General features: G+C 36.0%; 17 protein-coding genes, 1 tRNA gene and 3 pseudogenes. 2 read left to right on the plus strand and 19 right to left on the minus strand.

The window, feature by feature from the left end; all coding sequences use genetic code 11:
* From AAHI02_RS04420 to AAHI02_RS04505, 18 genes and pseudogenes are all read right to left on the minus strand, one after another.
* Window positions 1-990 (minus strand): thiopeptide-type bacteriocin biosynthesis protein, encoded by a 990-nt coding sequence (locus AAHI02_RS04420; RefSeq protein ID WP_346985616.1) that lies wholly within the window; start codon window positions 988-990, stop codon window positions 1-3.
* A gap of 313 nt (window positions 991-1,303) precedes the next feature.
* Entirely contained in the window at window positions 1,304-2,881 is a 1,578-nt protein-coding gene (locus AAHI02_RS04425) for a lantibiotic dehydratase (protein ID WP_346986588.1), read from the minus strand.
* A 151-nt stretch (window positions 2,882-3,032) separates the two neighbouring features.
* A complete protein-coding gene (locus tag AAHI02_RS04430) occupies window positions 3,033-3,758 on the minus strand; it encodes a hypothetical protein (RefSeq protein WP_346985617.1) in 726 nt (241 codons plus the stop codon).
* A 2-nt stretch (window positions 3,759-3,760) separates the two neighbouring features.
* A complete protein-coding gene (locus AAHI02_RS04435) occupies window positions 3,761-5,986 on the minus strand; it encodes a peptidase domain-containing ABC transporter (RefSeq protein WP_346985618.1) in 2,226 nt (741 codons plus the stop codon).
* 86 nt (window positions 5,987-6,072) lie between these two features.
* Window positions 6,073-6,270, minus strand: coding sequence for a hypothetical protein (locus tag AAHI02_RS04440; RefSeq protein WP_346985619.1), 198 nt, complete (start codon window positions 6,268-6,270; stop codon window positions 6,073-6,075).
* Window positions 6,271-6,284: 14 nt separating this feature from the next.
* Entirely contained in the window at window positions 6,285-6,494 is a 210-nt protein-coding gene (locus AAHI02_RS04445; protein ID WP_346985620.1) for a hypothetical protein, read from the minus strand.
* Window positions 6,454-7,332, minus strand: coding sequence for a hypothetical protein (locus tag AAHI02_RS04450; RefSeq protein WP_346985621.1), 879 nt, complete (start codon window positions 7,330-7,332; stop codon window positions 6,454-6,456). Before AAHI02_RS04450 ends, AAHI02_RS04445 begins: the two co-directional genes overlap by 41 nt.
* A 3-nt stretch (window positions 7,333-7,335) precedes the next feature.
* Window positions 7,336-8,631 (minus strand): radical SAM protein, encoded by a 1,296-nt coding sequence (locus AAHI02_RS04455; protein ID WP_346985622.1) that lies wholly within the window; start codon window positions 8,629-8,631, stop codon window positions 7,336-7,338.
* 62 nt (window positions 8,632-8,693) lie between these two features.
* Window positions 8,694-8,906, minus strand: a complete 213-nt coding sequence (locus tag AAHI02_RS04460) for a hypothetical protein (protein ID WP_346985623.1) — start codon at window positions 8,904-8,906, stop codon at window positions 8,694-8,696.
* 131 nt (window positions 8,907-9,037) lie between these two features.
* Window positions 9,038-9,253, minus strand: coding sequence for a hypothetical protein (locus tag AAHI02_RS04465; protein ID WP_346985624.1), 216 nt, complete (start codon window positions 9,251-9,253; stop codon window positions 9,038-9,040).
* Between the two features lie 45 nt (window positions 9,254-9,298).
* Window positions 9,299-9,487, minus strand: a complete 189-nt coding sequence (locus tag AAHI02_RS04470; protein ID WP_346985625.1) for a hypothetical protein — start codon at window positions 9,485-9,487, stop codon at window positions 9,299-9,301.
* The gene (locus AAHI02_RS04475) at window positions 9,480-11,696 is read right to left on the minus strand and encodes an outer membrane beta-barrel protein (protein ID WP_346985626.1); all 2,217 of its coding nucleotides are present in this window, start codon (window positions 11,694-11,696) and stop codon (window positions 9,480-9,482) included. The genes AAHI02_RS04470 and AAHI02_RS04475 overlap by 8 nt, the downstream gene beginning before the upstream one ends.
* A gap of 341 nt (window positions 11,697-12,037) precedes the next feature.
* A complete protein-coding gene (locus AAHI02_RS04480; protein ID WP_346985627.1) occupies window positions 12,038-12,556 on the minus strand; it encodes a DUF2911 domain-containing protein in 519 nt (172 codons plus the stop codon).
* A gap of 30 nt (window positions 12,557-12,586) precedes the next feature.
* Complete coding sequence (locus AAHI02_RS04485) at window positions 12,587-14,278, minus strand: sodium:solute symporter (RefSeq protein ID WP_346985628.1); 1,692 nt, start codon at window positions 14,276-14,278, stop codon at window positions 12,587-12,589.
* Window positions 14,275-16,884 (minus strand): PIG-L family deacetylase, encoded by a 2,610-nt coding sequence (locus tag AAHI02_RS04490; protein ID WP_346985629.1) that lies wholly within the window; start codon window positions 16,882-16,884, stop codon window positions 14,275-14,277. The genes AAHI02_RS04485 and AAHI02_RS04490 overlap by 4 nt, the downstream gene beginning before the upstream one ends.
* A 192-nt stretch (window positions 16,885-17,076) precedes the next feature.
* Window positions 17,077-17,150: transfer RNA gene (locus AAHI02_RS04495), tRNA-Arg, on the minus strand.
* A 63-nt stretch (window positions 17,151-17,213) separates the two neighbouring features.
* Window positions 17,214-18,974: a TonB-dependent receptor gene (locus tag AAHI02_RS04500; RefSeq protein ID WP_346985630.1), complete on the minus strand. Its 1,761-nt coding sequence runs from the start codon at window positions 18,972-18,974 to the stop codon at window positions 17,214-17,216.
* 113 nt (window positions 18,975-19,087) lie between these two features.
* A pseudogene (locus AAHI02_RS04505) lies at window positions 19,088-22,044 on the minus strand (tetratricopeptide repeat protein).
* A gap of 252 nt (window positions 22,045-22,296) precedes the next feature.
* Here AAHI02_RS04505 and AAHI02_RS04510 point away from each other — a divergent pair.
* A pseudogene (locus tag AAHI02_RS04510) lies at window positions 22,297-23,968 on the plus strand (amino acid permease).
* A 114-nt stretch (window positions 23,969-24,082) separates the two neighbouring features.
* Complete coding sequence (locus AAHI02_RS04515; RefSeq protein ID WP_346985631.1) at window positions 24,083-24,424, plus strand: DUF962 domain-containing protein; 342 nt, start codon at window positions 24,083-24,085, stop codon at window positions 24,422-24,424.
* Window positions 24,425-24,510: 86 nt separating this feature from the next.
* Here the strand turns inward: AAHI02_RS04515 and AAHI02_RS04520 are convergent.
* Window positions 24,511-26,533 (minus strand): annotated as a pseudogene (locus AAHI02_RS04520) (DUF3857 domain-containing protein).
* Between the last annotated feature and the right edge of the window lie 115 nt (window positions 26,534-26,648).

Here is a 26,648-nt window from a genome sequence, read left to right on the forward strand (position 1 = left end):
TTAATTGTTTAACAGTCTGTTATAATAATTCTTTAAAAAAATATAGCACATATATTCAAATAATCTCTGGCTGGAATCAAACCACCTGTTGATGCTCATATGAATAAAGCTGGGCAGGTTTTCTCTGCTGAGATTCAGTTTTTTTATTTCTCTTTCTCTTTGTGCAAAGGCACCATTCAGTTCTGCGCTTTTCATGTAATTATACAAAGACTTTGAATATGATCTATATTTTGAATATAATGATTTTTTCATATTCTGATCAAATTCCGATTCGAATGCAGATTCCATTTCTTTACAAAAATAAAATTTGTCATTCAGACAAAGATCAAAAGAAGATAGATAGCTGTCTATATTTTTTATAGCTGAAAAAACTCTGTGATCTTCATCTTCATCAAAATATCCCGCAGCAAGGCAATTAATAAAAAAACTGCTGTCATAATAAAATAACAGTTCCGTATCTTCCATGTTGTCTTCACCATACCTTTCAATCTCGCGTTTGTATGTATCTAACTGGATATTCCAGATCGCATGATTTTTCATAAACGGATCAACAGCCTTATAAAAGCTCTGCAAAATCTCAGAAAAGCAGGAATTATCTTTTAAATTTAATCTTAATCTGATATGATAATGCGGATCTGTATATCTGATAAAAAAGAATGACCTGATCAGTCCGCTTGATTTCCAGGCAGATAATAACGGCTCCAATACATCTTTTATTAAAACATCTGAAAAAGGTGAACTGCAATATATTTTGGTATAAAACCATTCCGAACCGGGTATGAAATCCCTCGGAATACCTTCTTTATGCTTTTTTCCCGCAGGTAAACCAAATTGATAAGAACTGCTATTTCTATATGGAATAATCACCTGGTCTGCCGATTTCAGATCTTCCAAAGGCATCAACCATTCTGCCAGGACAACTTTATTTTTTTTGCGGATTTCCTCCAGAAGCAGAATGAGATATGAGTCATTATGAAGATCTAAAAACAATTCGTTGTCACCATCTATCAGCGAAACAAATTGCTGTATCTGAATATCTTCCAGATGATCTTTCAGCGCATTTACAGGTGAGTTTTGTCTTAAAATTTCTGCAACATCTTGTTCTCTAAGAATCCAGCTTGCCCTGTGTAAAATGATTTTTTTATAAACGATTCTCGGGAAAAATCTTTTATGACCGAAATTGTAATCTAAACTAAAGCTTAATCCCGATACATTCTGATATTGCAGTGAGCATAAAAATCTAAAGGCAGGAATTGTGCTGCTGCTGAAATTATATGCATTCGACAGCCTTGGAATAATTCTTTTATCCAGGCTTTTTTGATCTTATAATCACCTCATCATTTTCAATAGAAATCATTAAATCGTTTAATAAAATCTGGTTTTCTTCTTTCACAGAACCTTCTGTAAGAAAGCATATTTCATAATCTGAAAATGAATTATTACGCGTAACATTACCTATTTTCCCGGCAGGAATATGGCGAATATCGGCAAAAATGATATCCGGATTATTAATTTTTTCATTATTACGAATATCAAAACACAATTTTTCTATTTCGTGATCCAAATAAGCAAACCTTCCAATAAGAGAAGCATTCGCGCCTCCAATATTCTGGATGAAGAATTGATCCTGATGAAAACTTCCCATTAACGTAATATTTTCAGGAATTTTCTTATTAGCAACAGGATTATTCGGGATATCCGAGTCTTTTATTTCCAATGTGTAAGCCTGTCCTGAGTTTTCTATTTTATCATACAGCCAGTCTGCTCTTGGTTGTTGAGTGATTATTTTACTTTCGCTACTATTATTTTTCTCAGTTTCTGAAAAATAATCATCGTATGGTACATTTCCCAGCGATTTCTCGGCAGGGAATCCTATACCAAATTCATTGTCTAAAACCTTCAGAAGCGGTAATTCCTGATTTTCGTATTTAACTCTGAAAACATTAATAAAGTTTTTGATCTGTTTATCAATGCTTGATTCATTATTCGAAATTTTTCCAACAAAATGTATAGCTGACGATATATCAGAAGCGTATGTGTCGAAGAGCTCCTTATATTTTAAATTGTGTTTGTCGCTGTTTATAAAATCTATATGAAAAAAATGTCTGGAAGTAATTTCATGCTGATCCGCAAGGTTTTCAATTTCATTGATTTCTTTCAATGGCAAATAATCCGGTTCCGTACTGTTTATGAGAGAAATACAATCCATTAATTTTTTCATTAAAACTGAATACGGCTTGCCGGCGGGAAAACACTGATCTTCGATGGTACTGATTATTGAATTTAAGCTGTCAAGGCTTTTTACATCTGAAATTTCGCATACCAAAAATCCTGAATCAATCAAATCAACAATGAATTCATGGATTTCTTCGTCTGTAAAGCTGTCAGGAAGAATTGATCTGATTTCATGCAAAGTAGCATTACCTTTCTGCCCCAGCGTATCATAAATAAGATCTATAAATTCTGTTTTTTCTAAAGAGCTGAGCTGATATTCTATCTTATTTTCTTTTTCTGATAAAACGGGTTCTGTAAATCTGTAATTATCTGCTATTTCGTAGGCCGAATTATTAATCTTGTATTTCAGCCACGGTTTTATTTTTTCATCATTGGCAATTGTATTTTTTAGCTCATCTAAAAATGCCAGATCTATCCTTGCAACACGTCTATTTTGATTTTGATGTTCTTTATCCAGATCCATGATTCCCAGCCCGGCAAAAGTTCCGTAGGGTGTTGCTCTCGTACTGGCTCTGAGTGCATATTTTTTTAAGGTACTGAATAGTTTTTCTTCCTTCAATTTTTTTAATGTTCCTGCTTTATATAACTGAATAGTTTCATAAAGATCCGGAGAACTCCAAAAAATGGATGTTGTAAAAAAGAGGATTCTCTAATAAATTGTGTACAACCTCATCCAGAGGCTTTGTTTTGTTATTTTCCAAAAAAAAGAATATCATAAGAAAAAGAAGGCTTTCTTATGATATATCTCCGATAATTTCTAAATGAATTTTCTTTTAGCATAAATATTTTAATCAGTTCTAAAAAACACTCCCAAAGATGCGATAAAAAATACTTTTATCACTTAATAAAATTTCTCCTTCGCCCTGCATTACCGGCATTATGGGAATTTCTTTTCGTTCGGAGGTCAATATTTTTTTTCCGGGAAGTTTTACATATGCCTGATGCATTCCATCTATCTCTATGGGCAGTATGGAAGAAATTTTCCCTTCTATGAATCCGTATTCATGGCTTGGAAATCCGTGTAAGCTGAATTTCACTATTTGTCCTGTCTTTACGTTACCAGACCCTTTTACCGGAAATTTTATTTTAATTTCAGAGCCGGTAGATTCAGGAACTACCCATATGATTTTATCTAACGTGTTTTTTTCATCTGTTCCGTTGGAGAGATAAATTTTACCCGTCATTGGAGTTACTGTGGAGTATTCCTTACCGGTATTTTTATCAATATGTACAAGAAGCGTATCTCCCGGCTTTACCACATCTCCGTTTTTCACTAAAAAATTAAAAATCTGATTGGCATCATCTCTTTTTACGGTAACCTTTCCCGGCTGATTTTCAGATTGTACAATCACTGTAGTCTGAAGTGTCTCGGGATACTTTATAAAAAAAGAGACAAATAATCCCATCATCGCAATGATAAAAAGGCATGTAAGCCCCCAACGTGTGATCCAACTTGGTATAATGCCGACAATTTCTTCCATCTCGGCACTTCTCTCCTCTAATATTTGATCTAATTCTGACATAATTACGCGGCACCAAGTTCTAATTGGTTTTTTACTAATTCAAAATAATATCCTTTATTTTTGGCAAGCTCATTATGATTTCCCTGTTCTACAATTTCGCCGTCTTTCATGACAATAATCTGATCTGCGTGCTTTACCGTACTTAATCTGTGAGCGATTACCACTACCGTTCTGCCTTCATAAAATTCATTAAGGTTTTCCATAATAATTTTTTCATTATTGGCATCCAGTGCACTTGTAGCTTCATCAAAGAATAAATACTTAGGATTTTTATATACAGCTCTCGCAATAAACAGTCTCTGTTTCTGCCCTCCGCTCAGTCCTGAGCCGCTATTTCCTATACGTGTCGTGAATCCTAACGGAAGTTTTGAAATATAAGGATGCAGATTGGCTATTCTCACAGATTCGAAAAGTTTTTCTTCGTCTATTCTTTCTCCTTTCATCGCAATATTTCTGGCTATGGAATCAGAAAAAATGTATCCCTCCTGCATGACAGTTCCTACATTGTTTCTCCAAAGCTGAGCAGAAATATCCTGAAGCGAAACTCCATCTACTGATATATTTCCTTCACTTGGTGCGTAAAATTTAAGAAGCAATTTCAGTAATGTTGTTTTTCCGCTTCCGCTGGCTCCTACGATTGCCGTAATCTTTCCTTTAGGAATAAATAAATTAATATCCTTCAATACCAGCGGGCTTTTGGGAGAGCCATACCGAAAAGATAAATTTGAAATTTCAATGCCGGAGCCCGTGTTTTCTTTTAATCTTTTGGTGAATAATTCATGGCTTAGGTATAGTGAATCTGAATCGTGTTCAGGACGAATCGGATATTTACTGTCATTAAAACCGATTAAATCTTCATCGCTTTCTTCTTCTTTTCTGTTATGAATTTCATTTAATCTGTCCAGACTTATCTGCGCATCCTGAATGCTTTTTATAAATGAAATAATCTGGGTAAGAGGGCTGTTCATCTGTCCTACGATGTAGGAAATACTCAGCATAACACCCAGTGAAATCTGCTGATTGACAACAAGACTTGCCGCAAGATAACTGATAAAAATATTTTTCAGCTGGGTGAAAAATGTCGCTCCCATTTCCTGATATTGCTCAAGAGAAAGACTTTTAATGTTTACTCTAAATAATTTAGCCTGAATTCTCTCCCATTCCCAGCGTCGGCTTTTCTGGCTGTTGTAGAGCTTGATTTCCTGCATACCGGTAATAATTTCGTACAGGCTGTTCTGATTTTCCCTTGATCTTTGGAATCTGTTGTAGTCGATATTTTTTCTTCTTTTCAGGAAAAGTAATATCCATCCTATTGAAAGTATGCTTCCTACGGCAAAAACGCCTAAAAGCTGAATATTGTAAATTCCCAGAATAAATGAGAATACAAATAAATTGATAATCGAAAAGAGTGTATTTAAGGTAGACCCTGTTAAAAATGTTTCAATTCGGTGATGATCATTTATTCTCTGTGTAATATCGCCGACATTTTTAGATTCAAAAAAATTGACAGGAAGCTTCATCAGTTTTATTAAGAAATTGGAAATTATACTGATGCTTATTCTTGTACTTATGTGCAGTAAGATCCAGTTTCTCAGCATATCTATCGCCACACTTCCCAGAAATAAAAGCAACTGTGAAAATAAAATAAGATGAATAAAGTTTAAATTTTTCCTGTTAATCCCAAAGTCTACCAAACTTTGCGTAAGAAACGGAAAACACATACTTATTAAACTTGCCAGAACCATCCCCAAAACCAGCTGCGCAAAGTATTTTTTGTATGGTTTCAGGTATCCCAGCAAAAAACCAAAACCGCTTTTGTTCTTTTCTATACCTTCTTCATTCCGATAAAAATCAGGTGTAGGTTCTAATAAAAGAGCAACTCCTTTTTTGTTGGCAGTAGAAAGCCAGCATTTTTCAAATACATCTTTTTCTACTCTTACCATTGTGTGGCCGGGATCGGCGATGACAATCTGTTCTTTTTTACGGAAAAGATTCTTTTTTTTGATGTCGTAAAGTACAATAAAATGCTCCTGATTCCAATGCAGCACACATGGAAGCGGAACATCATTAGCCAACTGTTCATAGTCTAGTTTTGCAGTCAGTGTTTTAAATCCTATTTTTTCTGCCGCCTCACTTAGCCCAAGAAGACTTACCCCATTCTTAGTAATATAGGAATTGGCTCTTAAATAGTCGAGTGAATATTCTTCTCCGTAGAATGAAGATATCATCCGCAAACAGGTCGGACCACAATCCATGTAGTCCAACTGTTTATAAAATTTATATTTTTTACTAAGAATTGACATTGATGATGGTATTACAAATTAGAGGTAGGCCATTGAGTCAGCACTGTAGGATCAGTTTTTTTACCTCCTGTAATGGCTTCTCCATCTACAGGCTCGATGTCTGTCGGCAATTCTTTAGTAATTCCCAGAAATTTTATTTTCTGCTTGTCTACCAATGTTTTATTATCTTTTGGAGTCTGGTTTTTATTTTTTTTATCCGTATTTTTCATCTCATTAAAGTTTATTAGGCGTTACTATCCGAAAAAAGGTTTTTGATTTTAAGTTCTATATTTTCGATGTGATTTTGGGTGTAGATAGGTGGTTTGTATTCTCTGAAGCCTCCGAAAAAACTATCAGATTCTGCCTGATCCTGGATATCCAGTTTTTGCTTGCAGCTGTCTATGTTTTTATTTTTAGCTTTCGAAATCTTTAATTTCTGAAACAACTTTTTCATTTTCGTATATTTTTTTGATTAAAGTGAGTATAGATATTGTTCCGGGAAATAATACCTCATTGTTTTTTTCAATGAAATGATCCATTTCTTCCGACTGAACTTCTGAGCCGGGTTTTGAGATCAGTTCTAAAAATTCTTTCAGAATAGATTCACCATCAGAAACAGGAACAAACTGGGGAAGAATATTTGATATAAAATCCAGGAAAGATTGCAGATATCTTTTATTTTTCAATTTGTAAAGAATCTTAACCGTGTCGAAAACGATCTGGTAAATCATCGTGCATTTCAACGCAGATTCTTCTGTTTTGTCATCAAACTCAAATTCGGAAAGATATCTTATTCCAACATTTTTTTTAGTGATAATAAACATTAAGAGCTTGCAGTTCAGCTTAATTCCTTCAGAAAAATAATTGGTTCTGAAACAAATCCTTGCTATATTCTGATATTGCTGTATCTGAACAAAAACGGGTAAATCTACCTTTGTATTCTCTTTAATTTTCTGATTGGTAACAATTGATTTTAAGGTAAGATAGGCCGCTAATTTTATATTTCCCGTTTTATAATACAAATAGGCTTTTTTGGGATAAAGTGTATCTTTTAAAATCAACTTAAAAGTTTCATCTTTATTTTCCGTAGGAAACAGTTTTTCACCATACTCAAACTGAGAAACGCTTTCTTCAATTTTGTCTTCTTTAATAAAACTGAAAGCTTCGAAAAACGTATTCTCCAGGCTATTGTACAAAGCCATGTCATCCAAAGATCTCTTATTTATAAATTCTCTGGTATAGATACCTGTGAAGAGATCATCATTGATAATAGAGGAAATATTTTTCTGCATAACTTAGCCGGCTATTCTTATCAGTTTCTTCCTTACGATTTCCTTTTTCTGGTTTTCATCAAAATCATAAACACAATAATCTTTGTCTTTATTTTCTAATGCATGCTGCGAGCAACCTCCGTTGCATAAAGGAAGAATGGAGCATGAAAGACAAGGCTTATTTTTAAACTTAATGTTCATTCTTTCTTCGAATTTATCATTCCAGTTTATTTCACCGTTATCTTTTAAAACACCTTCTTTAGAACCTCCGGAAAAATCTCTGGCGGTACATTTAAATACGTCTCCGTTGTAATTGATCGTGGCATTATTGATTTTGTCGGCATAGCACGAGTGCTTTACATTGTCCGGAACAGCTCCTTCATGGGCCGCAAATCCAAGTTCTTTTACCTTTCTAATGAGCTCATTTACTCTTTCTGTAGTCTGCGCATCTTCTACAACCTGCCAAACCTTATGAAAGGCAATGGAAGCATAATCTCTCTTTTCCACATCGATCTTTTGAAGATCTTTGTACACTTCTTCGAAATCATCAAGATTATCATTGGTGAAATTTACTCTTATCCCAACACTGAAGTCATTCTCACAAAGTTTTTTCACATTTTGCATAATCACATCATATGAGCCACGCTTTGCGTTTACATATCTTACAGTATCATGTGATGCTTTATTACCGTCAAGTGTGATCTGAAATCCGTTTACGGTATATGCTTTCAGCTCTTCGATCATTTCGTCTGTGAAAAGGAAGCCATTGGTAGTAAACTGGGTATCGAATTCCACCCCGTATTCTTTACAGATCTTGTCTGCGAAGGCCATAATAGGTGCTATTACTTCTTTGTAGTACATCAAAGGTTCTCCTCCAAACCAGGAAATATGAAAAGTTTTCAACTCCTTTTTTGTAGTAATGATATTGTTGATGAGTAGACAGGTTTTAGTGACAGTCTCGTTGTTCATCTTCGACCCTTTCACGTGAGATTCATAGCAGTACCAGCATTTAAAGTTGCAGTTCATCGTAGGATTTACGATCAGGGAATAATGAGTTTCATCACTGTCGATTTTCTTGCTCAGTGTACGCACCTTATCAACCTCATCGACCTCTTTTTCCACAATAAAACCATTTTTATATAATGACTGGTAAAAAGTAGGATGATAACCCGAAAGATCTACAATATCTTCTTCCGTTCTCAATGCTTTGAACAGGTCTAATATCGTCGCATCAATGGCTATAAACTTATTACTGAAAGAATTATAAATATAGTTCTTATTATTATGAAAAATATTGTGATTAAATTGGCTTGTTTTCATAATTAGTTTTTTAGAGAAGTCAGCCTAAAAAAATAGGCTGACTTAAAATTTAAAATTAAGGCTTAGTTGGTACTGGTAGTAGGCTCAGTCGGCTTTACAGAACACTTACATTTGAAGATGTTAATATTGATATCTTCTAATTGTTCTTCTGAAACAGCATCTGAGAAACCTCCAGCTAATTGTCCGGCTTCGTTTTCGTTTACAGCTTCGAATTGTAATGATTTTGATAAGTGCTCAAGAGCCTTGTCGTTTGAGTTGTTTAAATCTTTAGACATTTTAATTTAATTTATGGTTATTACTTACTCTTTTATACCGGTTTTCAGTTTTCCCCGTGTTGTTGCAACAATATCTTTAGAGCGTGTCTTTTTTAGGACAGCTTTATTATATCTTATTTATATTTGAGAAATTATGGATTTGTTCCTGTGTCAGGATGTACCACACACTTGCATTTAAAAAAGTTTCCGGTAATCTCTCCATCTTCCCGTATAGGTTCTTCCGAAACAGCATCTGAAAAGCCACCTGATAATTGTCCGGATTCATCTTCATTCACTTTTTCGATTTCCATTGGATTATTTATTAATGGACCTCGTTTTTTTGTTTTTTTTAAATTCTTTTCTTTCATGTTGATTTAGTTTTTATGGTTATTAGTTTTTAGCCCTTTATAATATTAAAGTCTTCCTTTTTCATCAGCACTGCTGGATTCTATCTTCTTTGCCTTAAAGCTTTCTCCGCTTTTGAAATTGTAGATCAGAGAAAGTGAAAGTACCCTGGATTGCTCTTTATGACTGATATGAATTTCTGTGTCATTAAAGTAGCTCGTCGCTTTATAATTATTGGTGTAAAATACGTCACTCACCGATGCTCTCGCCGTAAGCTGGTTTTTGAAAAACTTCTTTTTGTAGTCCTACGTCTACGCCGGCAATCCCTTTGGTAACAATATTTCCAGTTACCATTTGTGGGGTATAAAATCCATTTAAAGTAAATGTATATCCTTTTCCTAATGAAATTTCCTGCTCAGACTGTAGTATAAACGACGGTTTTTCTATCAAGAAGTACGGCGATTTTGACACAGTATAAGTTAAGAGTAAATTATTGTTGGTCGTCCACCATTTTGCAATATTTACCGGTACACTTATGGTAGCCGTCAGCACTTTACTTGTTCCCGCATTAGACTTAATTACGGTCATTAATTCCTGCCCCGGATAATTTTCGATGATCTGGGCGATAATATCGGTAGTGTAATTATAACTTAATGCTGTATAATATTTTCCACTCCACATTCCGCTTACCTCGAAAGAGTTGGTAAACTGAGGTTTGAGATAAGGATTTCCTGTAGTTACTGAATAATTATCGATATAATATTTATACGGATTCAGATCAAAATAAGAAGGTCTTTTTATTCTTCTGTTGTATGAAAAAGCTAAAAAGTTATTTCCCTCTGTATCTAAATTTCTCTTCAGGAATAATGACGGAAACCAGTTGAAATAATTTTGAGAAACCTCCCCTTCCTGGCTCCCTGAAAGGTTACCGGATACATCCGACTGTTCCCCTCTGATTCCTAATTTATATTCAATTTTTTTCCACTCACCGCTATAGCTTGCAAAAGCAGCATATATTCTTTCTCTGTATTTAAAATTGAAATTATTTTCAGGAACGTTATACCAGGAGTTTTGAAATATTTCATAACTGTTCTCATTATCGATATCAGTACTTGTTGCCTTAGCTCCGAAACTTAAGTTATTTCCGGATTTAAAATTCCAGTTATATTTCGCATCTGCCGTAAAAATTTTTGCCGTGCTGGGATATGAAAATCTGAACAAAGTATCTCTTACAATCATATTGTTTACATCCAGATCCCTGCTGTCGCTGATGCTGTTTCCTGTTCTTTTGTTGTAGGTATAATCTGTCACGAAACTGAATTTTGAACCCAGTGTATCCGTTTTTATACTGTAATTAAGACCTCCATTGTGATAATTCGTTTTGGACTCCGTAGGAAAGCTTCCTAAAGATCTAAGATTATTACTTGCATTAGGATAAGAAATATAAGAATCTGCAACAGAATTGCTTGAAAAGTTACTGAACTGCCCCGTATATTGCAGACCTATAGATTGCTTATCCGAAAAATCATACGTTGAACCAATTTTTATTCGGTTACTTTTATTTTTCTGAATATCTGTTGAAGATTGTTCATATTTTCCGCCATTAGGAAAATCTCTTTTTTGAGTAAGCTCTTCATAGCTTTTGCTATTTGTATAAGAATAACTTGAACTTAAACCAAATTTTCCTTTTTTGTAGTTAATGGCTGCATATGGATTATAGCTCGGATATTTTCCCAAACCAATTGAATAATCAGTTCCGATATATCCGTTGATTCCCTCTTTGGTATTCTTTTTCAGAATAATATTGATAATTCCGCCGGAACCTTCAGCATCAAATTCTGCCGGAGGATGCGCGATTACTTCAATCGACTGTATTTCGTTTGATCTTAAATTCTGCAGATAATTCTTCAGATCGATACCACTTATGTTCAGCATTTTTCCGTCTACCATTACTCTGGTGCCCCATACACCGTTGATGGAAATTTTACCGTTGTTCACGAAAACTCCCGGAGCAAGTCTGAATAAATCTAAAGAAGATTTTCCTGCAGCAATAGGATTATCAGATACATTCATCACGATCCTGTCGATCTTTCTTACTATGGTAGATTTTGCTCTCTTACTTACTACCACCTCCTGAATATCCGTTACTTTTTCTTTTGGCAATGCTATAGAAACAGAAACTTCAGGATCATTGAAATTATACTGCTGAGAGAAAGGAGCTAAATTTTTATAAGAAGTAACTACTTTATAAGTTCCGCTTTCTGGAAACAAAATCTGAAATTTACCATTCTCATCAGCTATTTTTTCGGTAAAAGACTGTGGATCCTTTACATTATAGAATTTTAAAGAAGCAAAAGATAAAGGCTTACCTTCATTATCCGTCACACGCCCTGTTACGGTTGTCTGTCCGTGTAGAAATCCATACCCTAAAAAAAATGCTGCAATAATAAAAACTGATTTTTTCATCGCCATAAAAATTATAACTCAAAAGTATCAGGATAGACCTTTTTAATCAATTTAAATCGACAAGATGTAGCATTTTTACGATAAAAATATAAAATACACCGTTAAGTATTATTATTTACCGTTGAATTTGAAATAAATTATTTTGCTTTTTCTTCTTATCTACGAGCGATTAATAAAAGAAAATTTATAAAATTTGAATATAATATAAATATTTATAAATAAAAAAGAGACAATATCGCATAAAAGCAATATTGTCTCTTTTTGACCCCGAGGTTATTTTTGAATACTTTCGTAGAAGATTTAAAACTCTCATCAATCCTATTAAAAGGTATTGCTTAAGTTTATTTTATTTCTACAGGAACTGAGATTTTGTCCCAATCCATTGTGAATCCATTTTTGTTTATTTTATAAACTAAATTTTCCTGTCTTGCTTGTAAAGCTTTTGTTTTTACATCAACACGTAAAGCATCTTTTGCTTCTTCGTATTTATAGGCGCCCCATTGTTTTGCCTCTTTGTTAAAAATCGCAGTCCAGGTTCCGCTTTCTTTAGGGATTAAGAAAAAGCTGTATTTACCTGCAGGAAGTTTTTTACCCTGAACGGTAATGTCTTTATCCGTTTCAAAAGTAGTGGCTTCATTGGCACCCGCACGCCAAACTTTATCATAAGCTTCCAGACCACCCCAGATGGTACGCCCTTTAACAGAAGGACTGCTATAGGCAATTGTAATGGTTGCATCTTTAATTTTTCCCGTAGCAGTAGCCGGCGGGCTGGCAGGTTTTTTAGCTTCCTGGGCAAAGGCATTTACTGAAATCGTCATTGCAGCAAAAAGCATGGTGGCAGATTTAATCATTGTTTTCATAATATTTTTATTTGTCTGTTTGTTATTCGTTTACGAATTTACTGCTTTCGGCTTATAAAACAGCAACCCGATAGCAGAAAATATAATTACCGCCGCTGCCCCGATGACGTTAAGCCAAAGAAAAGAAACGATATCAAACTGATAAACGGCAATAACCGCAATTTCAGATAAAATTGCAGAAATAAATACATTGGACCCTGTAATTTTTTTATAATAAAATGCAACCAGAAAAATCCCCAGTATCGGGCCGTAGAAAAGTGAACCCAATACATTAACCGCTTCAATAAGCGAACCCATTTGAGTAGCAAACATGGCTACACCGATTGAGAAGATCCCCCAGGCTAAAGTGTGTAGGCGGCTGTACTTGAGTTCGGTTACATCATCAGGAATTTCTTTTTTAAATAGTAAATGAACATCCTTTAATGAGCAGGCAGCGAGGGAATTCAGCGCTGCCGAAATGGAACCCCAGCTGGCCAGAAAAATGACGGCAAACAGTAAACCGATCATCCCGACAGGCAGGGTATTCTTTACGAAATACAGAAAAATGTAATTCGTATCCGTTTTTTCCGCATTATAGTTTGAATGATTGATCGCTTCCTCTACCCTGCCGTGAAGCGCTTTTACCTGGGTTTGTGTGCTTTTAAAATCCTGAATTGTTTTATTAAGTCGGGGAGATTGAATTTCCTTCAGCTTTAAAATTTCTTTAGATTCTGCATTAAATTTTGTCTGCAAATTCTGATGCTCTTTTTCAAATACTGCAGCCTGTTCCGGTTTTGTTTCCTTTAAATATTGGTAAGAGCGTTCGTTAAAATAAATCGGAGCCGGTTTTAGAGAAAAGAAAGCGAAAAGCAAAGCACCAATCAGGAGAATAGCAAACTGCATCGGAATTTTAACCAATCCGTTCAACAGCAAGCCCATTTTTGCATTGGTATTGTCTTTCGCTGTAATATACCTCCCCACCTGACTCTGGTCAGTACCGAAGTAAGACAATGCCAGAAAAAAACCGCCAATCAATCCGCTCCAGATATTGTATTTATCTTTCCAATCGAATTTTGTGGTGATTACATTGAGCTTTCCGGATTTCCCTGCCAGATAAAGCGCATCGTTGAAACCAATTCCATTCGGCATATTTTGAATAAGCAAATAACCTGCAAAAGCCATGGTTCCCAGAATAATGAGAAACTGTAATTTTTGGGTATGCGCGATCGCTTTTGCTCCGCCAACATAGGTATAAATCAACAGAATTCCACCTGTCAAAACATTCGTCAAATAAATATTCCAGTTTAAAACGCTTGATAAGATGATACTCGGAGCGTAAATGCTGATTCCTGTTGATAAGCCTCTGGAAAAAAGAAAAAGCAGTGAAGTGAGTACCCTTGTTTTTTTATCAAAACGGTTTTCCAGATATTCATAGGCGGTGTACACATTTAAACGCTGGAAAATCGGGATGAAAGTGATACAGATAACGATCATCGCCAATGGCAAACCAAAGTAATACTGAACGAAACGCATACCATCCGTATAAGCCTGACCCGGTGCCGAAAGAAAAGTAATGGCACTTGCCTGTGTCGCCATAATACCGATCAACACAATGTACCAGGGCATTTTATTATCTGCTTTCAGGTAGGATTCGTTGCTTTTTTGTCCACGACCGATGAATACGCCGTAAACAACCACAGCAACCAATGTAAAAATAAGAACTGTCCAATCTATAGTACTCATGCCCAGAATTTAGTAAACACATAATAAAATGCAATCTGAAGCACCAATGCAGCTGCTAATAATATATACCAGGTATTCCAGTTTTTAAGTTGTTTGTTCATCAGTTTTTTTTGTGCAGATAAAAAGTTTAAAAATAAACGTGCCGCACCGACATTTCCCGCAGGCAGCTGTCTGAAAAACGACAATGGTGTATAAATAAAATTACCCTTCCCGTATTTGGTATATAAAGTTGATCCCTGCAAAGGCTCTTCACCGGTATCGTGCATTTCAAAAAGCGGTTCATACACTGCATCCCATTGATCAGGGAAATAGGCGCCACGCTCCTGTACCCAACCGTTAAAATCATCCGCAGTAATTTTATTCGGAAAGTTCAGTAATTTATGATTGGGATTTAAAAATTTAACCTCAGCATTTTCTTCGGTAACCCTCTTATTGGCAATACTGAAACTATACATTCCCAATTGGTTAACGGTTGTATCCTGATTGGTGTTATACTGCATCACTAAATTACCTCCGGCTTTTACATAAGACCATAAAAAAGGCATCCAGCGGCCCAGCTTTTTCTCTGTATTATTGGTACGAACACCCAATACGATGGCATCATATTGCGAAAGCTTGTTCTGACTACCATTTCCATCGGATTCATCGATGTTGCCATAAAAATCTTCGTCTTTCAAAACATCTACCTGAATGCCTGCAATGCGCAGGAACTCAGGAATGAAATCGCCCGCACCTTCTAGGTAACCCACTTTTTTAACCTTCGCCTGAATATCACCTTTCATCACGATGACGGTTGCAGGCGCAAAATATTGTAAGGAGGGTAAATGCGGGTACTGAATTAATACCTGTTTTTTATTATACATTACTCCGTCTGCAACATAATTCGCTTCCAATTGCAAACGATTCGAATGTATTGAGGCAAGCTTGTTTTTAGGAATAACGCAATCGATGGTAAAATCTTTCCCGTTGATTGAACTTACATCTGCACCGCCTAATCGTTCTCCATTATACATCAGGTTCAGCTTACCATTGCCGAACGGTTTATCGGAATTAACCTTAACATTTAGACTCAAATGTAGGTCTTCATTTTCTTTAACCAGATAAAGTGGTTGTGTAAATTTCAGTTCCAAGGCTGGAACAATGCGCAGTGCTTCGACAACATCACCCCGCACCGGATCTAATTTCTTGAAAGATAAAGGAAGTTTAACCTGAAACTTTTCCGAACCGATTTTTAAACCAACCAAAACATTCAGGGGTGATTCTGCCTCAGGCAAACCGATTAATGTATCATTGGGAACAGAGAAAGTTCCCGCATTCGTGGCCGGTTTTACCAACCAGTAAGGTTCTGTGAGTGCTGCATCAGCAGGAATCTGAATTTTATGTTCAATGGTAATTAAAGAATCTTTTGATAGCTTTCTATTAAAGGATTCAGACTTACTCACCCATTTTACATTTTCCAGAACGACAGGATTTTCAGCTCTTGAAATGAGGTTTAACCTGAAATTGTAGTTATCTCCGGCAACAGCTTCAGCCTGATTAGTCACTACCTCGCCCATGAATCCGGCACAGCTTAAAATGATGTTGTCGAGAGATTTAATTTTATCATTTTTTAAATCTGAATCTTTCAGTTCCATTATTTTTTTTCGCAAAGCGAGTAAATCAGGTAAGCTGAGATCAGGATAATTGAAATTAAAAGCGGAAACAATTTTATCTAATGCCTGGTCAATATCAGCGTTACCTTTTGCGGTCCAGGCCTTAGTTACTCCATCAAAAAGTGTTGTTTTCGCCGGCTCGCCAAGAACGTGGCTGAAATATTCCGTTTTAATGCCGGCTACAGACTGTGTTCCTGCACCCTGGCTTTTATGTAAACTTCTGCTTAATCCTGCCAATTCACCATAGCCCATACCCAGTTGCGCATCATATTGCCCAACCGTGATTTTCAGTTGGTTTTCAGCAGTCGTATTGACCCCGCCAAAACGGAAAGTATTCCACAATAAGCGTTTTGGCTGCCATATATTAACATATTTTAGTTGATTTGGAAAAGCCGTTTTATCGCCTGCCAGCTTAAAAGCTTTTTCAGCAACTACAGCCGAAGCCGCATGTTGTCCGTGGCCTGCCGCAGCAGTAGGCGGAAAACGACAAATGATAATATCAGGTCGGAATGTACGGATTACCCAAACTACATCCGCTGTAATGATATCTGTATCCCATTGTTTAAAGGTGTCGGTCGTATTTTTAGAGAACCCAAAATCGATCGCCCGGGTAAAAAACTGTTGAGCACCGTCTAACTTTCTTGCTTCTAAAAGTTCATGCGTTCTGATTAAACCCAGTGCAGCACCTTGCTCTGTACCCAATAAATTCTGTCCTCCATCGCCTCTGGTTAAAGATAAATAGCCTGTTTCTACATTTTGGTCGTTGATTAACCAGGAGAGTAATCCTGTATTTTCATCGTCGGGATGAGCCGCAAGGTATAAAACTTTAGGCAGGTGCTTAAGGGTTTTGAGTTCGCGGTAAATTTCAGATGATTTGGAGGGCCGAACTTGTTGGGCCGGGCAAAAAACCATAAAAAAAACAAGGATAAATACAATGATTACTTTTTTGAACATTTGAATTTGCTTTGCGAGGCAAATATAAGTAAATCGTTTTTCTTTCAACCTTAAAAGGAACTTTCTGAAAAAGCGACTTTTTATCTTTAGAATTATGAAGTCATTTAACTTATATAAAGGCTTGACTATAGAAATGAATAGAACCAAAAAAAGCTTTAAAATCATTGATTTTAAAGCTTTTTCTTTTAATAGTGACTCCGGAGGGATTCGAACCCCCAACCGTTGGAGCCGAAATCCAATATTCTATCCAGTTGAACTACGGAGCCATTTTATAAATGATAATCGATGAATTATAAATGATGTAATCACTCATCATCTATCAATTATATTTAGAAAGTAATCTTTACTCCTCCCAAAATTTGTGCGCCAAGAACTTTATAGCCTTTATACGTCTGGTATTTTGAGTTCAGAAGATTATTTCCGAGTGCGAAAATACTGAAATTTTTGTGAATTTTATACTCTGCAGACAAGTTTAAATCTGCATACCCTCCAACTTTATCATTGGTATCTTCGGTAGACTGATAAACCGTAGGACTTCCAACTCCCTCAAGCACAAATGAATTCGTCGTTCTGTCGCTGGCAAAAATACCTTTAAAACCAAGCATTAATTTTTGATCTAACATCGTATATTTTGCACCAATTGACGCTGTAACAAGTGGTACATTATAGATATCCGAGTAGTTATCAAGGTCAAATTTGGTGAATTTCACTTCCGTATCCAGCACAAGATTGGCTAAAGGAAAATACTGCAGGCTTCCTTTGATATCTCCAACATTTCCGTTATCGTAAACTGCTGAAAAAGTATTGGCATAGTTGTAGGCAGAACGGTTAACCGAAGTATAATCAAACAAATCATTTGCTCTGAAGAACATCATATCTCTCATTTTTCCATAGCCGGCAGAAACGTCATATTTAAACATTTCATCGATATCACCTCTCAAACCCACATAAAAATGATATTTGGTTTCTGTCGGTCTCAAATACTGATCAGATACAATGAATGGATTTTGCTGCAATAAATCTGAATAGGTATTCAGTTTCAGTCCACCGTCTACCCCACCATAGAATTTAAATTCTTCGGCTGCGGCGTACTGAAATTCAGCCTGCGGAAACCAATAGGTCTTATTGTTTTTCATTTGCTCGGCCATCATCGCGTTCTGATTTTTTGAGTTCAGAAAAGCAAATGATGAACCTAATGTCAAATAAGATTCTCCTTTTCTGAAAGTCACTTTAGGAGCAAGATTCAGATTAACAAAATTGGATGAATTTTGATTCAGAATCGCAAATTCACTTTTTACCGCTTCAAGGCCTACACCAAGATCAGCATTTAAATTAATACCTGATTTTCCGATTTCCACCGCATGTTTTGACAGATTTGCCAAAATAGAAACCTGATTCTCCTGTGCATCAAAATGATCTTTCAAAAAAGATGATTTTACCCGTACATCATTCAGAATTTCATTGGAATAAAAATCGTAATACCCATTTACTTTAAACTGATTTACTCTTTGATCCAGATCGACATCTCCCGGCTGCATCGCGTAAATTCCGTAATAGTTATAGCTGTCTAACCCATATTGAGCATTCAGATTGAATTTCCCTTTGTCTCCGTAGGAATTCAGAAAAGCTCCCAACGTTGTAGAACTTTGCTTGGAATCCCAGTCATATTCCTTTTTCAGGCCTTGTGTGGAAAGAAAATGCGCGTCGACACCGACTTCAATTTTATTTTCAAGGGTTTTGGAAATATTGGCATCGCCGAGAATTTTCCCGTAATTCCCCATTCCGAATTGGATGTAGTTATTTTGTGCCGATCCTTCAAATTTCGGCGTCACATCCTGTCCCTGAATCGTAGAGGTTTTAAAATCCGTAACAGCCGGAACATCCGTTATTTTGTACTGTACAGGATTCTGGGACTTTTCTTCCGGAGGATAATTTTTAATGGTTTCTACCGAAGTTTTCTTTTTTTCGATCTTCTTTACTTCCGGTTCTCTCTTTTTATTAAGAATCAGTTTCTCTTCTTTGATCTGGGAAAACGCCACCGACGAAACCCCTAAGAATAATATAGATAATAGTTGAATTCTTTTATTCATTACTTTTCTGTATTAATGTAACAATGTAATAATGTAGCAATCTAACAATGTAATTCAGCTCGAATTGGTAAAATGGTATATTGATAAATTGTTAAATTATAATATTTTACTTTTTAATCTGCTTTTTTTACTTCTTTTGCTTCCGCTACGATTTCAGGGAAATCCTTGTAGTTCTCAATAATCTGATCGCATGTATAGCTCGCCTGATAATTGTCTTTTAAACCTACATAATTCTTAGCCATCAGAACCAGCGCTTTTGCTCCCCAATATTCTTCTGAGGAATAATTATTCGCCAGCTTAAAAATCGTTTCATTGGAAGATTTAAAGGCCTTCGCTTTATTCTGATAAAATGCTTTGGTGTAAAGCGATTCTGCAGCAACTTCCGTATTGGAAGATTTTTCAAGAGCAGCGTAAGCAGTTTGTGCATCTTTATCTTTTCCGGAATTCATCAGACTTCTTGCCTTGATTACTTTGGCAGTTTCGACCACGGCAGCAGAGTTTTTGCTGTTAGCAATAACGGCATCCGCAAGCTTTTCAGCCTGTGCAAAGTTTTTCTCTTCAGCATAAAGTTTCATTAATTCTACATTCGCATAGTTTTTAACATTAACGTCTGAAGAATTTTTAATATTTTCAAGATATTTTCTGGCCTCCGCCGTATCACCCTGTGCTATATAAATCTGAGCCAGACGTGTTTGCGCATCATCTTGGTAATCATTCTGTACATTGGCAATTTCCTGTAAAACCAAGAGTGCTTTTGTTGTATTTTTCGTCTGATAATAGCTTTCCCCAACCTCATATTTAGCCTGGTAAAGACCTTCTCCGGTAGGGTTTTGCGTTAAATATTTCTCGTAGTACGAAATAGCATTTTTATAATCTTTTTTTGGCAAAATACTGTTTCGCTGTGGAAAGATTGATTTCGTCAATTTCCGCAGCATCAACATTTACCCCGATATTTTTAGCAAAATTCTGATAGCCAGCAACATCTCCGTTTTTAGTGAAAATTGGCTTCGCAGCCTGCGCTATTTTTTCAGCATAAGCTGTATTTCTGTACTGCTCTCCAAGAGATTTTAATTCAGCTAAAGCTTTATCGCTCTGGTTTTGGTCGATATAATTCTGAGCCCTGTAAATTGAAGCATTTGCAACAAGGTCTTTGTCAGACGAATTTTTGATCACTTTAGCAAAGAAATCATTGGAATTGGTAAAATCATCCTGCGCTGCATAAGCTGTTCCGATTTCGTATTGAGCATCATCATAATAATCGGACCCAGGATATTTGGACAAAAGGCTCTTCAGGTTCGTGATCTTTGCCTGCGTATCACCTTTAAATCCTAACGCCATTGCTTTCTGATATAGCGTATAGTCTGTAGCATCTTCGTTTTTATCGTAGATCGCAATGGCCTCATTCAGATTATTGTTGGCGTAATTGATATCTGCAAGACGAAGTTCCGCATCATTTTTAAATTCAGGTTTCGGGTTTTTCAGGTATTGCGTGAAATACTGTTCTGCCTGATCAAATTTCTTAGACTTAAAATAAGCATAACCCAGATCGTAAGGTAATTGCTGCTTCTCCGGGAAATTTTCATTTAAAAGTTTTTCATAGCGAACAATAGCAGAAGGATAATTACCTTTTTGATAATATACCTGTCCCAGCCAGTATAAGGCTCTGTTATTAAATTCTTTATTGATGTTAAATCCTAGGCTTCTCAGGAAATACTGTTCTGCTTCGTCATAGTTTCCTTTGTTGAATTCTTCTGTTCCCAATAAATAAGAAACTTCCTGGTCAATTTTATCAATCTCAGGAGATGAATTCTGAAGTCTGTCGATCGCATTCAGCGTTTCTTTATAATTTCCTGAATACAGATAAGATTTCACGAGAAGCGATCTCATCTCTGAAGCGTTGGTATTCGGGTTTTCGTTGATATAATTCTGAATTACCGTTGAAGAACTTTCAAACGGGTTTCCGATATCGTAACTTAATTTGGCATACTGTTCATGAGCCAGCTTTTTCACTTTCGGATCATAATTCATCTGATACGACGAACGGAAAGCTGAAAGAGCCTCCTGCTTTTTATCAACAGCGAGATACGCATTTCCAAGCTGATAATAAGCATTCTGAGCCAGTGCGGAATTGCTGTTCAACAACTGATTATAATAGGAAACTGCTTCATCATACTTTTTAAGCTGAGCCGCCACAAATCCCATTTCGTACAAATCATTTTCCGAAGGATTCTGCTGAACACTCAGATAATCTTTAAGATGAGGATACGCTGACGTGTAGTCGCCTTTCATAAAGTAACTTTCTCCGATGATCTTATGAACTTCGGCTTTGTACGCATCAGAAATATCTTCATTCAGTAAAGCTGTACCTTCAGAAATCGCCTTGTCGTAATCCTTATCGTTATAATACATCTGTACATAATATGGACGTACGAGCTTTGAATATTTCGGCTGATCTTTTACCGAGTCAAAATACTGGAAGGCTTTGTCATTCTGCCTGTCGGAATAGTATAAATGCCCGAGCATATAGGCAATATCACCTTTTTTGAGATTCATCTGCCGTTTTATAAGCTTCTTCCAGCGCATCGGTTGCTCCTTTAGAATCACCCATCATGAACTTTGCGTACCCCAATTTCAGGACATATTGCGTATTTTCTTCTTTAGAAAGCTGATATTGATTAACTTTTTTAAGTGTTTCAAGCGCTTTTTGAAAATCTTTTTTAGCGAGATAATAATCTGCCAACGGCAAATTTGCCTGAGCAAAATATGCCGAATTCGGATATTCTTTGATAAAAGCCGTTAAGCCTTCTTCCGCATGATTTTTCTGGAGAATCACCCCGATTACGTTATCAAAAAACTGCGCTGCTTCCTGTCTCGACCTCGACAAATTCTGGTTGTAGAAATATTGTCTGGCATATTCATATTGAGAAGCGTTGTATATTTTGGTCTGATAAAGATTTTCAGCGAGATTGAATCTGTAGTCTTCTTTTTGAGTAAAGTACTGAGACTGCTGTGCATCGGAGATCCCGAAATAGAACACCGCAGCCGCTAAAAGTATTTTTTTTGATTTCATTAATTTTAAATTTTAAAACGTTTAAGACTGAAAATCAGGTCTAGGATATTTAAAATTCTGCGGAAAAATTATCCACAATCCATCAACGAAAATATTGAAAAGATATTGTATATACAAGCGTTTTAACACATTGTTAATAAGTGGATAATTTTTTAAGACTTCTTAACTTTTCCGTAAGAAACCTTAAGAAAATCTGAATTATTTCAGATAAATAATTACATTTGCTTTTTTCAAATCAAATAAAAGAATTGAATGAGTCAGCTTTTTAGAAGAAAAATCTATTCAGATTCAGATACATCCACGAGCCTGCACAGAGTTTTGGGTGTTTGGGACATTGTGTTTTTTGGTATTGCGGCGATTATTGGCGCAGGAAGTTTCAGCAGTTTGGGAGAGGCTGTTTTCCGAGGAGGCCCGGGAGTGATTCTCTTATATTTGATTTGTGGTTTTGCCTGCGGATTTACAGCACTCTGCTACGCCGAGTTTGCCAGCAGAATTCCCACGGCAGGATCTGCCTATACCTATGCTTACGCCAGTTTTGGAGAACTTATAGCCTGGATTATCGGCTGGGCATTGATTATGGAATATTCTTTTGGTAATATTTATGTGGCTTTTTCATGGTCGGATTATTTTACCAGTTTTCTGGAAAGGATGGGGATGCACATTCCTGATTACCTTACCTGCAGCTATACAGAAGCTAAAAAAAGCTTTCATGAACGGCTCCGAAAATAAAGAACTCATTAACGCATGGAAAAATGCACCATTAATTGGAAGTTTGAAGTTTATTGTTGACATTCCCGCTTTAGTTATTAACGGACTAATCACGTGGCTGTGCTATGTCGGCGTTAAAGAAAGTAAAAACTTCAATAACGTTTTGGTAATTCTAAAATTGGCAGTCATTGTTTTAGTGATATTAGTTGGATTTGCTTACATTAATACAGATAACTGGACACCTGTAAATCCTGAAACACAGGTAGCCTCTTTTATGCCGAACGGCTTTGCAGGGGTTATGAGCGCAGTTTCAGGAGTATTCTTTGCCTACATCGGTTTTGATGCTTTAAGTGTACTTTCCGAAGAAACTAAAGATCCGCAACGAACATTACCGAAAGGAATGATCATTTCCCTGGTGCTGTGTACTGTTATTTATATCGCTTTAACTTTGGTGTTGACAGGAATGGTAGATTACAGGAAATTTGACGGTGTCGGGGATCCTCTTTCATTTATTTTTGAAAAATCGAATGCCAATGTTGCCTGGATGGAGCTTGTCGTTTCTTTCGTTGCTATTGTTGCGATCACGACAGTTTTATTGGTATTCCAGATGGGACAACCGAGAATATGGTATGCGATGAGCCGCGACGGGCTGATGCCCCAAAAGTTTCAGACAGTACATCCTAAATACAAAACCCCCTCATTTGCAACGATTATTACAGGAATTGTAGTAGGCGTTCCCATTTTGTTCACGGATAAAAGTTTCATCCTGGATTTTACAAGTATCGGAACTATTTTCGCTTTTGTATTGGTATGTGCTGGTGTTTTAATGCTCCCTGCAAAAGAAAAATTAAAGGGCAGATTCCATCTTCCCTATATTAATGGCAAAATCATTTTCCCGGTTATTTTTATCGGTGGACTGATCGGATTCTATTTCTGGCAACCTGAATTTTTCGGGAAACTCATGGACTGGAAAGATCCAAAAGAAGGAGAATTCAGAGCGTCTATCGTATTTTTTATTCTGATTAATTTCGTTCTTTGTGTTCTAACCTTTATTAAAAACTTTTCCTTAATCCCTTTGGTCGGATTGAGTTCATGTCTGTATCTTTTGACAGGAATGAGCCACGACAATTGGTTTTGGTTTGGACTGTGGTTTGCGATAGGACTGATCATTTATTTCTGCTACGGATATAAAAACAGTAAGCTCAGAAAAGCTTAATTTAAACGATATAAAGCCGGATCTCAATATTGAATCCGGCTTTTTCTATTTTACAGAACTTCAGATTGGCGAACTTATTGCTTAGGTTTTTTTATAATGTAAACTACAAATGCCATGTCTGAAAGAATAAAAACATTTAAAGAGTTTTACCAGTTTTACCTTACTGAACACAGTAAAATGGGAACCCGAATTTTTCATTTCCTTGGAACTTTATTGGTGTTTTTTGTAATTGGTTATGTTATCAGTTCCGGTAAAGAGCGGTTTTTATGGTATGTCCCGATATTTGGGTATGGTTTTGCCTGGTTCAGCCATGTGGTGATTGAAAAAAATAAGCCTGCGACATTTCGCTATCCGCTCTGGTCTCTGATTTCAGATTTCAGGCTCTTCTTTGAATTGCTCATCGGAAAACAGAAATTTACAGGAATTCCTTCCCGGAAAACAACAAAAGAGGTTTAGATTTTATACATATTTAATAATTACGGCGGGTTTGCTTTGCAAACCCGCCGTAATTGTATTATCATTTTTCTTTTTTTCAGATTCTATTATTTAAACCTTTTCTTAAAATTAAACTTCAGCATATTCATCAGCCCCGGTTCAATAATATCGATTCCCAAACCGAAATTACTGTCAGCAACCGTATGATGATCGGCACGGAACTTTTCAAATTCATCCTGTGGAATTTCAAGATTCACAAGAGGATTAAATTCAATATAAACTGTCGCCCCATTTTTGCTTACTTTCTTGCGGCTTTTAAAATCAAAATAGGGATTAGTGATCGTACTTTCCTGAACCGTATATTTTTCTTCCGTATCGATCTTCTGATCGGTGTATAAATTAATCTCATACTTTTCACTGTCGAAGTTATGCCAGAACGGAAGATCTTTGTGCATAAAATCTCTTGCACTTGCTTTTACAACATTTCGGTCAAAATACATCAGAAAACGGTTTTTCTGAGGATCCACGAAATAAGGATTTTCAATCGTCGCGTTATACTGAATCCTGAATTCATTCAGCTTTTTATCATCGCTGATAATATCAATTGCGGCATCTTTGAAAATATTCCTGATATCTGTTCCGTTTCTGTCATTTGAATAATTCAGGCTGTAGAAAAGGAAATTATTCCAGCTGTCAATAACTTCCCTTTTATTGGTGTTTTTGAAATATCTTCTCATGGCATTGGCACGATTTCCTCTATAGGTTGTCGTTAACATTAACTTTCCTGTAGAATCCTTTACGTTAAAATCAACTTTTTCATCTACACAGAAATAAGGATACCGGTACGCCTTTCTCTCCTTTAATTCCTGGTTTGATTTCACTTCAAGATAATGCATAAAGTAAATAAATCCACGATTCTCAAGCAAACCGAATTCATCCCGAATCGTAGCATCTACAAAAAATTCTTCACCTTTATGGTTGATTTTCACAATCGCATGATTGAACGTCAACAAAGATGGCAGATAATATTTAATATAAAAATCTGTATGGAAATTCACCAGAACAATAGAAGCGTCAACACCGATATAATCCAGAATTACTTTTAGCAAAACCGATTTGGCCTTACAGTCGCCTTGCTTATTTTCGTAAGTTATCGCAGGTTCCTGTGGCTTATGGCCGTTCATCTCATCAGCATTGAAAACATAATAAATATTATTCTGAACATATTCAATGGCAAACTGAATTTTCTCATCCTGATCCGTAATAGAATCCAATTTTTCTACGAGACTCGAAGCAAAATCCTTCAACGAAGCCTGGTTGAAAATCTCATTATAAATAGGCGCAATATAATTGGAAAGTTCGATCCAGTTGTTGTCAGTCGCAAAATCTATAAAAGGAAAAATCTCACGGTTGGCATCTACCGGATTGATATAGTTGGTCTCTTCAAAAATGAATTTTTCACCCTTTTCCAGATAGTGTACTTCAGGCTCTAAAACACTACCATTCTTATCTCTGAAAAAAAGTTTTTTTGTAGGCTACCTTTTGATTTCTTTCATTAATAAAGGTAAATTTATAACTTCCATATGCCCAGTAATTATCCGGACTTACCCAAACGTATTTAGAGAATTCCTTTCTTAAGAAATCGCGGTCGGTAAATGGTTTTACCCGTGAATCTTCAAGGATCAGAATATCATACAGACGCAGATCCTTTATGGTGATATTAATTTTTTTATTGCTGCTCAATATTCCGCCACTGCTGTGGTTTTCACTGTCTAAAACTTTAATTTTCGTATCCGGAATTTTATCAATTAAAACACCATCTCTCAAAACACTGATCCGGTGAATATTATATACTTCATTTTCTTCAACAACAATATCGGAAACAGAAGCTCTTTCAAGATTGGCAGGCTCATTTAAAGTATAGGCCATGCAAACATATTCACTATTTTCTGTATTGCTCGTATGGTACTTTTTATCTAAAAAATAGCAGAAATCTTTACCGTCACTGTTTTGCTGTCTTGCGAAATCAGAATCCTGTATCCTGTTTATCAATTCCTGATCATCAATATTTCCCGCCCATTCTTCCGATTGACGAATTCTGTAATTTTCAATTTCAAGCTGATTGTCCATATAATTTTACTATTGTGTGTGTTATTCGGTGTAAAAAGAAAAGTCAAATTAGGTATTTTTAAAATATAAAACAAGAGTGAAAGATGTTAAGATACCTTAAAACTATATCATAAAT

Origin of the sequence: Chryseobacterium sp. POE27 (genome assembly GCF_039727685.1) — a bacterium.
Classification (GTDB): domain Bacteria; phylum Bacteroidota; class Bacteroidia; order Flavobacteriales; family Weeksellaceae; genus Chryseobacterium.